Origin of the sequence: Thiosulfativibrio zosterae, assembly GCF_011398155.1 — a bacterium.
Lineage (GTDB): Bacteria > Pseudomonadota > Gammaproteobacteria > Thiomicrospirales > Thiomicrospiraceae > Thiosulfativibrio > Thiosulfativibrio zosterae.
This window is the reverse complement of record NZ_AP021888.1, coordinates 1,333,906-1,346,113: the sequence shown is the minus strand read 5'-3', so window position 1 is coordinate 1,346,113 and position 12,208 is coordinate 1,333,906. Positions and strand designations below refer to the sequence as shown.

Below are 12,208 nucleotides of genomic sequence, written 5' to 3'. Positions count from 1 at the left end.
ACAAATAGCAGTAACAATGCGGTTGATCTAAAAATGCAATTTGACTAATGACACTTTTAGCGCTGACTTGTTCTGCATTTTTAAAGACTTTTCCATCCATAAATTTGCAAATTTCATGGCTACTGAGCCAAAACAATAAAAATCCAAAGTATTTAATATATGTAATATTGTCTTATGCCGATCCAAAGGTTCTGCTAGATCAAAATTGTCAGTTTTTCTTGAACAGAACATATTTGCAAAACGAAATGAGTTTAAATTAAATCTTAGGGTGATTTTAATTCAGGTTGGGTTTAGCGCAAATTAGGCGCGAAAAATGGCTAAGAGTATTTTATCTAGTCAAAAATTTGGACTAAATTGATCTGTAATATCTTATGTAGGTATTGAGGTAAAACAAAGCCAACAAAAATGGTTTTGAAACTAAGGAATATCAGGGTTTAATTATTTTGGAGGTGCATAAAATTTAAAGATAAATGGGGCGAATGACGGGGATCGAACCCGCGACAACAGGAATCACAATCCTGGGCTCTACCAACTGAGCTACATCCGCCATAATGGTGTGATCGACCCACCGAAATGGTGCGCCCATCAGGATTCGAACCTGAAACCCTCGCCTTAGAAGGGCGATGCTCTATCCAGTTGAGCTATGGGCGCTTTAATCGAACCGCTTTAAACATCTGGCTGAAACTAGGTTGTTTCAACCAAATAGAATTTGGTCGGAGTAGAGGGATTTGAACCCCCGACCACCTGTACCCAAAACAGGTGCGCTACCGGGCTGCGCTATACTCCGTGAAGATGCGGCGTATTGTATAGACGCCTATGGTAGCTGTCAACACGCATTTCAGCTTTTTTTAAAATATTTTACATCTAGATGACAAGCTTTTAAGTTATCATTATGATTTTTAATATTATTCATATATTTACTTTTTTATTTGGTTTTAAGGATTTTTGAAAATGACCGCAAAAATTTTAGATGGTAAGGCGATTGCCTTGGAATTGAGAGAGAAAATTGCTCAAAAAATTAGTGATGAAGTTGCTAAAGGTAAAGCACGCCCAGGTTTGGCGGTTATTTTGGTGGGGGCAGACCCAGCATCTCAAGTTTATGTAAGAAACAAAAAGATTGCTTGTGAGAAAGCTGGCTTTAATGATGTTTCTTTAGAGTTACCTGCTGAAACAACTCAAGAGGAATTGTTAGCCAAGATTGATGAGCTCAACGCAAGAGAAGATGTTCACGGTATTATTGTTCAATTACCGGTTCCTAAGCATATTAACTCTGAAGCCATTATTGAAAGAATCGACCCTAAAAAAGATGTTGATGGTTTTCATCCCTACAATATGGGCAGATTGGCAACTCGCACCCTTAATTTAGCGCCTTGCACACCTCATGGTGTGATGACCATGTTGGCAAAAACAGGTATTCAATTGCGTGGTTTAAATGCAGTTGTGGTTGGCGCTTCTAATATTGTGGGTGTTCCTATGGCATTAGAATTGCTAAATGCTCGTGCAACTGTAACAGTTTGCCACAGTGCGACTCAGGATTTGGCTCAGAAGGTATCCGAGGCAGATTTAGTCGTAGTAGGTGTTGGTATCCCAGAAATGGTCAAAGGGGCTTGGATTAAACCTGGTGCAATTGTGATTGATGTGGGTATTAACCGCTTAGACGATGGTCGTTTAGTAGGTGATGTTGAATATGATATTGCCAAAGATAAGGCTAGCTGGATAACGCCTGTTCCTGGTGGTGTTGGGCCTATGACCATTGCAACCTTGCTTGAAAACACTGTGCAAGCAGCCTATGACTAATCTCTAGGTTTGCTTAAAAAATGGGCAGGACTGTTTAGAATTTAATTTTCGCTTTGCTGCCAAATACTTAAGTTTTTTATAACGATTTATCCACAAGCTTACTCAGGTGAATTGTGAATATTCGTAAAATGTTTGGATGGAGCGATGAAATGGGTTGGATTGTTAAAGAATGTGAAGATGAGTACGATTTTGAAAACGATAAGATGAATTTGGAATCGATGAGTATTTTATATTTCGAAAATGATGAAGCCATGGTCATTGAAGTTCAGGTTGAAGACGATGACTTGGAAAAGTTAAATACCGTATATGACTTGCTGTATCCTGGTTTGATGGATGATATGGAATCCTTGATGGAAAAGGAAATCGAAAACCCCTATGGGCTTAAGCATTTTTTCCCGGTGAGTCAAATCAAAGGGCATTAAGCAAGTTAATTAAAAACCGGTTCTTGTGTACGAATTTTTGATCAATCAACATAATGCTGAATTTTTTTACAACAAAACCAGAGTTTCCCATTCCATCTTCGCGTGAGCTCTGGTGCTTGCCCCTTGGCGGTGTGGGAGAGATTGGTCAAAACCTGATGATTTATGGTCATGCAGGGCAATACTTGATGGTGGATTGTGGCATGGGCTTTTTATCCCTGCCAAATGAAATAACTCAAACCCAACGCGTTGTGCCAGACATTAGCCCTTTATTAAGCCAAAAAAATCGCTTACAAGGCATAGTGATTACCCATGGCCATGAAGACCACTTAGGCGCTTTGGTTCATGTATGGCCACAACTTCAAGTCCCTATCTACGCCAGTGCCTTTAGCGCTGCCTTGATTGAGCGTAAGTTTGCTCAGGCGGAGTTGGACATCAGTCGATTTCTTTATACCATTGCGACCCTAAACCCAGTTACGGTTGGGTTTTTTGAAGTGCAATGGTTACCGGTAACTCATTCAATTGTTCAATCTCATAGTCTTCAGATTTCCACGGCTTTGGGGACTGTTTTGCACACAGCCGACTGGAAAATGGATGCCAATCCCCTTTTAGAAGCCCCTTTTAGTTTTAAACCGTTTGGTCACATCAAAAACTTGGTTGCTCTGATTGGTGACTCGACCAACGCCTTAAAGCCTGGTAAAACGCCTTCAGAAAGTGCCTGCTTTGCTGATCTGTTGGAAACCGTTCAACAACAACCCTACCGAGTTGTGGTCAGTTGCTTTAGCAGTAATCTAGCGCGCTTAATCACTTTGGCTAGGGTTGCTAAGGCATCAGGACGATATTTTGCAGTGATGGGGCGTGCGATGGAGCAAATGCTCAGTCTTGCCAAGGCTCATGGGTACTGGCCTGCCGACCTGCAAGCACTATCGCCTTATGAACTGGGTTATTTACCCCGCCATGAAGTCATGCTTATCACGACTGGCTCGCAAGGAGAACCCAACTCAGGTTTATGGCGTTTAGCTCGAAATAACTCTAGATTTATGGGGCTTGAAGCGGAGGATTGCATTATATTCAGTGCTAACAAAATTCCAGACAACCTTGTGCGTATTCAAAACTTGATACAGGCCTTTAAATTGCAAGGCATCACGGTCATTCACGCCGAAGAATACAAAGATAAGCATCTTCATGTATCAGGCCATCCAAGCCAACAGGACATCGTAGAATTGTATCAACACCTCAAACCACCCTTGGTCATACCGGTACATGGCGAAGCCATTCACTTACAAGCCCACGCACAGTTAATTAAAGAACACCAACTGGCGCAAACTGTATTGCTAGGCGAAAACGGCGACTTGTTTCAAATCATTCCATCAGGCAAGGTGATTAAAAATCGGGTTGAAGTGGGTCTAATCAGTATTTGATGACTTAATTGCGCCTTAGGACTGGATAGAGCAATAGAATCATCCTGAAATCCTCAAACAACTTTAAGGACGCTTATTTTGGTAAAAAATTATTGTAAAACTTTTAGCGCTAATCGCAAATTAATCCCACTGATTTTGCGCAACCCAACTCATCAAGTCTTCTGCTGCCATGGGTTTGGCAAAGTAATAACCTTGTACGATTTGACAACCTAATTTTTTCAAAATATTTAAGGATTCGATATTCTCAACACCCTCAGCCACGGTCATCAACTTTAAATTGTGCGCCATATGAATCAAATCTTGTGTTAATTGATTAGTCCTCCCATCACGAGTAAGCCTATCCACAAAAGACTTATCAATCTTGAGTTCATTAAACGGCATATTTTTAATATTACTTAGTACAGCTGTGCCAGTGCCAAAATCATCAATCGATAAATGAAACCCTTTTAAACGTAAGCGAGTCAAAACATCCAATCCAATTTTGATTTGCTCTATCGCACGACTTTCAGTAATTTCAATTACGATTTGCTGAGGTGACAACTGACATTTAGCAATTAAGTCTGCTAAAAAATCTGGAAAGGTTAAATTATCTAAGTCCAACGCAGACACGTTAATTGAAAAAGTCACCTCGTGGATTTGTGATAAACAGCGTTGGTAATCCTCGCATAGTTTCCTAACCACGGCCATAATCAAATAGTTGGTTAAGGCATTTTGTTCAATCACTTCTATAAACTGCCCAGGGTAAATCAAACCCTGGTCGCCTTTAAGCCTAACCAAACATTCTAGCCCAATCAATTTGTGATCGACCAAACGAATTTGCGGTTGATAATGCAAAATAAACCTGTCTTCATACAAAGACTTAATCACCATTTCGTGAGAAAGTTTTGAGATCTCAGCTGACGCCTGTCGCACTGGTAAGTTAGGCGGATTTTTTTCACTGGCAAACTCAGCCAAGATGCCGCGCAATTTATCCAAATTAAAAGGCTTGCTTAAAGTGTCGACTACGCGCAAACCTTGCGTAACTGCCAAGTGATACGCAGATGCCAATACTGATTCATCAAATCCACTCATTAAAACAATTTTGCCTTGATAACCCGAGGACTCAAGTAAGCGTAACACCTCTATGCCATCGTGTTTGGGCATGTGCAAATCTAAAAAGAACAAACTAAAATCATCAATACCTGTTAACAGCGTTTCCAAATTGCTGGCATCGTCATGCGCAATGGTTGTTAGGTGATACAAATCAGCAAACTCAGCAATCATCTGTCCATACAAAGACTCATCATCTAATACAAAAACTTTAGCTGGCATGATTGGCTCCTAAGCATTTAAATGCCTTAAGTACCGTTTGTTGAACAATATCGCGCGAATAAGGTTTCTTAATAAATAAAATGTCTCCATTCATTAGGTGTTGCTTCACCAATAAATCACTCGAAAAACCACTGCATAAAATCACCGGCATAGGATGCTTTAGGGTTAGAATCAATTCAGCCAGTTTTATACCATCAATTTTGCCGGGCATCACGATATCAGAAATCACCAAATCGTAACTTTTTTGGGTTAAATTCAACCAGGCCTGGTCACCTGTAAAAGCCAAATCACATTCCATACCATCCAACAACAAATAGTCTTTTAAAATGCTTGCTAAGTGAATTTCGTCATCCACAACCAATACTTTTTTTCCTGCCAAATGTATTAATGATTGTGTGCTAGGCGTTGCGCTAAGGGTTTTTAAGCTGCCATCCTCTACTACCGGTAAATAGATGTGAATATTGGTACCCTTGCCAACCTCACTATAAATATGCATGTGTCCATTAGATTGTTTGATAAACCCGTAAACCATCGCCAAGCCTAATCCCGTGCCCTTACCTATCTCTTTAGTGGTATAAAAAGGCTCTAGAACCTTATCAATGATTTCTGGCGGAATGCCGCTACCGGTATCCTCAACTTCAATTTTTAAATATTCACCCTCTGGAATACTTTCGGCTATTGAATTCACATAAGCTTCATCCAAATAAACGCGCTCAGTTTTGATAAATATACTGCCCCCGTCCGGCATGGCATCCTTAGCATTGACGGCTAGATTAATCAACGCATTCAATAATTCGGATGCATCCACCCGAATAAGCGGTAAATCAGACCCAGACTGATAGTGAATTTGGATGCGATGTTTAATAGTGCGATGCAACATTTCAAGCACTTCATTCATCAACAAAGACACATCAATGGTTTCAATCTTCAACGTTTTTTTGCGCGAAATACCCAACAACTTCTGAGTTAAACTGGCAGCATTTTTAAGGGCGGTCATCATATTATCAATGCGAGTTAGCTGTTTTTCGTCCTGTTCTGAGTTCAATTTTAACAACTCTAAATTGCCCATTACAATACCCAGCATATTGTTAAAATCGTGAGCAATGCCACCGGTGAGTTGCCCAATCGCTTCCATTTTTTGACTTTGTCGCAGTTGATCTTCTATCTGTAACCCCGAAGTCACATCGCGCATCACCACAATCGCTAACTGCTCTTGCCCATAAGACAAAGGATCAATAATCACCTCAAAAAACTTTTGAATGTCACCATCGCAGCTGCAAACAAAGGGGTTATCACGCAAGACCTCAACTCTTTTAGGCGCCGCAAAAAAATCCTCTAGCGTTTGGTGCAAAGCAAACTTAAAGAGTTCTTTTACCAAATTAGTCAATTGTTCATCAGGCCTACTTGGTAAGCTCAGATTAAGTAATTGTTTAATTTGTTGATTGCTCGACTCAACCTGTCCATGTTGATTAATAATCATCAACCCAACGGGGACGGCTTCAAACAATTCTTTGAATCGCGTTTGTGATTGCATCACCGCATTTTGCGACTCAACTAATGCAGACTCACGACGCGACAGCTCTGAAACCGTTGTCACCAAGCGACTCGTCAATCTGAGTAAAAATAATAAAACCAGCGCTAATAAGGCGGAAAATACCAACGGCCAATAGTGTTGCCACCAAACCAAATCAGGCAAGTCATTTAAATTTAAACGACCAACCACATACCAAGGCATATCTGCCCCCTGATTAGGCAATTGATGATAATTAAATTGCTCAGCTGACATAGGCGTTTGACTATTTAAAACCTCTAGCTGATAAAAGACTGAGTTATCTAACAAGTCTCCCTGAGCATCTATGTTAGGCAAGTTTCTCCAAACATCTGCAAACTCGGAAGCTAGGCTCCAAGCCGTTTTACCAAACATAAAACCCCAGTTTTGGCTTTCATCTGGGCTCATAAAATAATAGCCATTGCGATTCACCCAATAAACATCACCTTTGCTATTTTTTGCAAAGATTTCAAGCTCATTTAATAGGCGAGAAGCGTCTAAATTGAGCGCCACAAACCCCACCGTTTTATTAAGTTCATCCACCACTGGGCTTAAAAAACGAATTGTGGGTTTAAATGGCCGCTCAATCACACCCTGCTCTATATTTAAATCAAATAAAGACTGGTAGACAGTGCCTGGGGTAATATGCTCGGCTTCCTTAAAGTAATAGCGCCCTGATTTGTCTTGCAAAGCCTCATAAGGAGTCGCAATGACTTGATCTTGGATACGGTCAACTCTAACCACTTCTTGCCCCATAAGGTCAATTAAGCGTAATTGAATATACTGAGGATTGAGTTCCATAAATTTCAAATACTCAGCAGACAAGCCGCTGGACAGTTTATCTTCATGTTGGTAGCATAACGTCCCCAAAGCTTTTTTTTGCGCGGCAAGAAATAGCACATCAGAATTCACCCCAACCAAATGGTTTTGAATGTGTTCCGCGATGTGTTTGGTGTCATTTTTAAAGTTGTGAATAATGGTCTTTTCACGCAAGGACTGATCAATTTCAAATACCGCGAGCATTAACCCTAAAATAATTAAAAAAATAGGTAGCGCAAACATCAGTTGCTTTTTAAATATTGGCGTCATGAGTTTGGCATCTCCTAAATTCAATCCGTTAAATTGAAAAAACAGCTTTAAGTCGCGAACCCATTACAAATAGATTCACCTTTATGAAATGTTGAATGTGCTTTGCACGACTGATCGATAAAAAATGTTTAAAAATTTGTCTGATTTAATCGAAAAATTGTGGCCAATAACAAGTTATCGGCAAGCTATTCAAAGACAGCTAATCAATTTTAGACATATTTAATTTATGTGCTTACCAAGCAGTTGCAGATTTTTAGAAAAATCTAAAGAAAGTTAACTGAAATAACTAAAAAACACAATTTTTTATGGTCAAAAACTAATTTTTTTTCTATTTTTTTTTAAAACCCCATGGTTTTGATTGATTAAAGGGGCTAAAAGAACGACCACCCAAGCCTTTAAAAGACATACGGCTGCAGGCGTAGCCAAGTGCCTGATAGGTTTTAACAGGGAGTTTAAAAGCGGCTTCTTGCTCTACTTTTTTACGAATAGGGTACATGGCGAAGCCATTGACTTACAAGCCCACGCACAGTTAATTAAAGAACACCAACTGGCACAAACTGTATTGCTAGGCGAAAACGGCGACTTGTTTCAAATCATTCCATCAGGCAAGGTGATTAAAGATCGGGTTGAAGTGGGTCTAATCAGTATTTGATGACTTAATTGCGCCTTGGGACAGGATAGAGCAAGAAAATCATCAATACTTTTAATATATTCTCGAAATATTACCAAGCTTTATAAGCTAAAAACTTACCATTCATTGTAATCACCACGCGGTCTCCTGCTGGATTTTTTTCTTTTTCAATATCCATTGTAAAGTCGATAGCACTCATAATGCCATCCCCAAACTTTTCATGAATTAACTCTTTCATAGTCGGACCATATACGCCGACAATTTCGTATAGCCGATAAATTAATGGATCTGTTGGCACTAGTTTATCCCAAGACTTATGAGGAAAGGCTTTTAGTGTGTCCTCTACAGTGGAGTCTAAACCTAAAAAATTACATAATTTTGCTGCTGGTTCAGAATCTAAGTGATTCATACCCAAACAAGCAGAGGTTGTATAAACTTCACTCAATCCTGTCGCGGCAGCAATTTCAGACCAGCCTACATTCTTTGATGCTTTGGCAAGAATAATCGCTTCTGTCATTTCAATTTTAGTCATCGTATCCCCCTCTTTTTACTTTTAACTTTAAGATTTAAACTCTAATACCCTATGGATATTAATCATGAAAAATGACTTCTTTTGGATAATTACCTATAACGGTTTCTTGATTTTCACCCGAAAGGGTTTTGGAGCGGTTAACTAAAAAATCAACCAAATGATTACGGGTTTTGTAGTAATTTGGATGATGAATAATATCCGTGCGTGTTCGAGGTCTTGGTATCGATATTTTTACGGATTCCGCAATTCTTGCCTTTGGACCATTCGTCATTAATAAAATTCTATCTGACAGCAAAATGGCCTCATCAACATCATGGGTAATCATAAATACGGTTTGCTTGTCCTCACTCCAAATCTTAATTAACTCCTCTTGAATGACCCCTCTTGTCAAAGCATCTAAAGCCCCAAATGGTTCATCCATAAGCAACAATTGAGGCTGAGTAGCAAACGCACGCGCAATGCTAACACGTTGACGCATTCCCCCAGAAAGTTGAGACGGCTTTCTATGTATGGCATCTTTAAGCCCCACCAAATCTAAATATTTTTGGCTATGAGCCAAGACATCTTCTTTACTCCAGTTCGGCCATCTAGCCTGCACTGCAAAAGTTATATTTTGCAAGGCAGTACGCCATGGCAATAAGCTGTAGTTTTGAAAAATAACACCTCGATCAAGACTTGGGCCGGAAACCTCTCGACCATTCATTAAAACAATCCCATCCGAGGCATCGTCTAAACCTGCCAAAATATTCAAAATTGTTGATTTTCCACAACCAGAATGTCCTATGACACAGACAAACTCCCCTTTTTCAATATTAAAATTGGCATTTTCAAAGATGGTTACAGATTCCGACTTATTTTGTCCCGGATAACTCTTTTTTAACCCTTGTACTTCAAGAAATTTTGATGTCATGCGCAATCCTATTCTTTATATTCAACTAACAATGCGGCATAAGCCAAAAACATATCCAAAAGCATGCCAACCAAACCAATCATCAGGATTGAAAAAATGACACTGGCAAGATCCAAGTTATTCCATTCATTCCAAACGTAATAACCTATACCCGTTCCACCAACCAACATTTCTGCTGCAACGATAACCAACCAGGCAATCCCAATTGAAATGCGCATCCCCGTTAAAATTGTTGGGGCAGCCGCTGGCAAAATAACTAATAAAGCTGTCTTAATAGGACTAAGTTCATGAGTTTTAGCAACATTAATCCAATCTTTGCGAACATTTGATACACCAAACGCAGTATTCAATAACATCGGCCATATAGAGCAAATAAAAATCACAAATATTGCTGACGTTTCTGAGTCTTTGATAATGAAGAGTGCTAAAGGCATCCAAGCTAGAGGCGAAATGGGGCGTAAAACCTGAATATATGGATTTAGAGCGTTATACATTAACGGTGACATTCCAATCAAAAAGCCGACTGGAATGGCTATCAATGCAGCAAAAAAGAAACCTACCAAAACACGATAAATTGAATACCCTAACTGAATGCCGATTCCTTTATCATTTGGCCCAGCATCATAAAAAGGGTCACTCAGTTCTTTTATTGCCAATTCAATAATTGCTGATGGTGGCGGCACACGGGCTTCTTGTGAGGCTCCACCCATCAACATTTCATATTCCGTCATAGGTTTGCTGTCAGATGGAATTTGATTCATTAACTCCCAAGAACCCAGCAAAACAGCTAACAAGACGACTGAAAGCAGTGCAGATCTAAGCGATAGCGATTTTAACATTTAAGACTCCTAGTACAGCTTTTACACACAAATTAAAATAATCAATAATTTTTAGACAAAACATGAGTAGCAAGCCACTCATAAATTCTCAGTTAAGCCAAGACTAAGATAATCAATATCTTTAGTCTTGGTCACAGGGTTTAATGACTATTGCTAACGTTTAATTGCAAAACTAGCGATATATTCTTCTGGCTTGTTGTAGTCAAACTCCTTGCCCATGATGAAGTAGTTTTTGTAAGTTTTTTCAGGAGGCGCATAACCTAACTCCTTCATAACTTTCCCAGTTTCAGCAGCTAAATAAACTTCTTCGGCGATTTTATTGTAGTCAATGTTACCTTCGATATAACCCCAACGCTTCATCTGCGTTAGAATCCATACACCCATAGAATGCCATGGGAAAGGGTCAAAATCGATTCGATCAGGAACATTTTGAACACCACCTAATCCATCAGCATAACGTCCCGTTAATACCTGCTCTATAACTGGAACAGGCTGATTTAGATAGTTTTTAGGAGCAATCGCTGCAGATATTTCTTTGCGATTTTCAGCTTTGGCCGAATATTCAGTTGCATCAATAATTGATCTTAACAATGCACCATAAGTATTTGGGTTTTCAACAGCAAACTCTTTGCTACAGGCAAATGCACAGCAAGGATGTCCTTCCCAAATGTCTTTAGTTAATGTATGAATAAAACCGACTTTTTCCCAAATTGCACGCTGGTTAAATGGGTCAGGTGAAAGGTAACCATCCAGGTTTCCTGCTCGTAAGTTTGCAACCATTTCTGGTGGTGGAACGACACGAATTTGAATGTCTTTATCTGGATCTAAACCATGTTCAGCAACATAGTAACGAAGAAGGAAGTTATGCATGGAATACTCAAATGGTACGCCAAACTTAAAGCCCTTCCACTGTTTTGGATCACGCTTATCTTTGTGATCAACATGCAATACTATTGCCTGACCATTAATATTCTCAACCGTAGGCATAATGAATGGCTTAGCCGTAGAACCAGCCCCCATAGACATTGCCAATGGCATAGGTGTCAACATATGTGCAGCATCATATTCTTTAGCTAAAGATTTATCACGAGCCACAGCCCAGCCAGCTGTTTTAATTAGACTGACATCAAGACCATTTTTTTCATAAAAACCCATTGGGTGAGCCATAATAATTGGCGTAGCACAAGTAATCGGTACAAAACCTATGTTGAGCTTACTTTTTTCAAGTTTTCCCATACCCATAGATTCTTTCAAAGCGGCTTTGGCCTCCTCCATTGGGAATACAGTACCCAAAACCGCAGCAGCCGTACCGGCTCCAACCATACTTAAAAATGAACGGCGACTAAATTCATTGTGTCCAAACACCGAGCGTACAACCGCACTCTCAATTGCCCTGTCCATAATGGCTTCATTACTATCTAAAGCCGAATTATGCTCTGGCATTTCATGACTACCGTAAACTTGAATAGATGACTCATAAACAGAACGCTCAACTTCAGCCTGCTTTTGAGATGGATTTAACGGTGATGATTCAACTTTGCAAATTGGACAATCGCAATCTGCTTTGTGCAACAAACTTTTCTTTTCATTAAATGGATCGTTCAAGCTTTTAAATGACATGATTCATACCTCGACTCGTGGTTTGTAAATATTTTGGTGCAATTAAACTATTGTGTTCATTTCTTTAAAATCATGAGATGTTGAGCAGAA

10 protein-coding genes and 3 tRNA genes are annotated in these 12,208 nt (G+C 39.6%); 4 read left to right on the top strand and 9 right to left on the bottom strand.

Annotated elements, in window-relative coordinates:
- Nucleotides 1–471: 471 nt before the first annotated feature.
- From THMIRH_RS06140 to THMIRH_RS06130, 3 genes are all read right to left on the bottom strand, one after another.
- Nucleotides 472–547 (bottom strand) — tRNA-His (locus THMIRH_RS06140).
- A gap of 27 nt (nucleotides 548–574) precedes the next feature.
- Nucleotides 575–651 (bottom strand) — tRNA-Arg (locus THMIRH_RS06135).
- Between the two features lie 59 nt (nucleotides 652–710).
- Nucleotides 711–787 (bottom strand) — tRNA-Pro (locus THMIRH_RS06130).
- A 164-nt stretch (nucleotides 788–951) separates the two neighbouring features.
- Between THMIRH_RS06130 and folD the strand changes: the two genes are divergently transcribed.
- From folD to THMIRH_RS06115, 3 genes are all read left to right on the top strand, one after another.
- A complete protein-coding gene (folD, locus tag THMIRH_RS06125; protein ID WP_173291260.1) occupies nucleotides 952–1,797 on the top strand; it encodes a bifunctional methylenetetrahydrofolate dehydrogenase/methenyltetrahydrofolate cyclohydrolase FolD in 846 nt (281 codons plus the stop codon).
- A 113-nt stretch (nucleotides 1,798–1,910) separates the two neighbouring features.
- On the top strand, nucleotides 1,911–2,219 hold the full coding sequence (locus THMIRH_RS06120; protein ID WP_243831390.1) for a hypothetical protein: 309 nt from the start codon (nucleotides 1,911–1,913) through the stop codon (nucleotides 2,217–2,219).
- A 53-nt stretch (nucleotides 2,220–2,272) separates the two neighbouring features.
- Entirely contained in the window at nucleotides 2,273–3,637 is a 1,365-nt protein-coding gene (locus THMIRH_RS06115) for a ribonuclease J (protein WP_173291259.1), read from the top strand.
- Nucleotides 3,638–3,757: 120 nt separating this feature from the next.
- Here the strand turns inward: THMIRH_RS06115 and THMIRH_RS06110 are convergent, their stop codons facing one another.
- The gene (locus THMIRH_RS06110) at nucleotides 3,758–4,948 is read right to left on the bottom strand and encodes an EAL domain-containing response regulator (protein WP_173291258.1); all 1,191 of its coding nucleotides are present in this window, start codon (nucleotides 4,946–4,948) and stop codon (nucleotides 3,758–3,760) included.
- On the bottom strand, nucleotides 4,938–7,586 hold the full coding sequence (locus THMIRH_RS06105; RefSeq protein ID WP_173291257.1) for an ATP-binding protein: 2,649 nt from the start codon (nucleotides 7,584–7,586) through the stop codon (nucleotides 4,938–4,940). Before THMIRH_RS06105 ends, THMIRH_RS06110 begins: the two co-directional genes overlap by 11 nt.
- Before the next feature lie 466 nt (nucleotides 7,587–8,052).
- Between THMIRH_RS06105 and THMIRH_RS06100 the strand changes: the two genes are divergently transcribed.
- Nucleotides 8,053–8,238 (top strand): hypothetical protein, encoded by a 186-nt coding sequence (locus THMIRH_RS06100; RefSeq protein ID WP_173291256.1) that lies wholly within the window; start codon nucleotides 8,053–8,055, stop codon nucleotides 8,236–8,238.
- 70 nt (nucleotides 8,239–8,308) lie between these two features.
- On the opposite strand, the gene cynS is transcribed toward THMIRH_RS06100, so the two are convergent.
- The 4 genes from cynS to THMIRH_RS06080 all read right to left on the bottom strand — a co-directional run bounded on the left by cynS (nucleotide 8,309) and on the right by THMIRH_RS06080 (nucleotide 12,118).
- Nucleotides 8,309–8,749, bottom strand: coding sequence for a cyanase (gene cynS, locus THMIRH_RS06095; protein ID WP_173291255.1), 441 nt, complete (start codon nucleotides 8,747–8,749; stop codon nucleotides 8,309–8,311).
- A gap of 58 nt (nucleotides 8,750–8,807) precedes the next feature.
- Entirely contained in the window at nucleotides 8,808–9,659 is an 852-nt protein-coding gene (locus THMIRH_RS06090; protein ID WP_173291254.1) for an ABC transporter ATP-binding protein, read from the bottom strand.
- 8 nt (nucleotides 9,660–9,667) lie between these two features.
- Nucleotides 9,668–10,498: a nitrate ABC transporter permease gene (ntrB, locus tag THMIRH_RS06085; RefSeq protein ID WP_173291253.1), complete on the bottom strand. Its 831-nt coding sequence runs from the start codon at nucleotides 10,496–10,498 to the stop codon at nucleotides 9,668–9,670.
- A 153-nt stretch (nucleotides 10,499–10,651) separates the two neighbouring features.
- A complete protein-coding gene (locus THMIRH_RS06080; protein WP_173291252.1) occupies nucleotides 10,652–12,118 on the bottom strand; it encodes an ABC transporter substrate-binding protein in 1,467 nt (488 codons plus the stop codon).
- Nucleotides 12,119–12,208: the final 90 nt, after the last annotated feature.

Bases quoted from the DNA above. Each gene is read 5' to 3' on its own strand.
- folD (WP_173291260.1), top strand. From the start codon at position 952: ATGACCGCAAAAATTTTAGATGGTAAGGCGATTGCCTTGGAATTGAGA.
- THMIRH_RS06115 (WP_173291259.1), top strand. From the start codon at position 2,273: ATGCTGAATTTTTTTACAACAAAACCAGAGTTTCCCATTCCATCTTCG.
- THMIRH_RS06110 (WP_173291258.1), bottom strand. From the start codon at position 4,948: ATGCCAGCTAAAGTTTTTGTATTAGATGATGAGTCTTTGTATGGACAG.
- THMIRH_RS06105 (WP_173291257.1), bottom strand. From the start codon at position 7,586: ATGACGCCAATATTTAAAAAGCAACTGATGTTTGCGCTACCTATTTTT.
- cynS (WP_173291255.1), bottom strand. From the start codon at position 8,749: ATGACTAAAATTGAAATGACAGAAGCGATTATTCTTGCCAAAGCATCA.
- THMIRH_RS06090 (WP_173291254.1), bottom strand. From the start codon at position 9,659: ATGACATCAAAATTTCTTGAAGTACAAGGGTTAAAAAAGAGTTATCCG.
- ntrB (WP_173291253.1), bottom strand. From the start codon at position 10,498: ATGTTAAAATCGCTATCGCTTAGATCTGCACTGCTTTCAGTCGTCTTG.
- THMIRH_RS06080 (WP_173291252.1), bottom strand. From the start codon at position 12,118: ATGTCATTTAAAAGCTTGAACGATCCATTTAATGAAAAGAAAAGTTTG.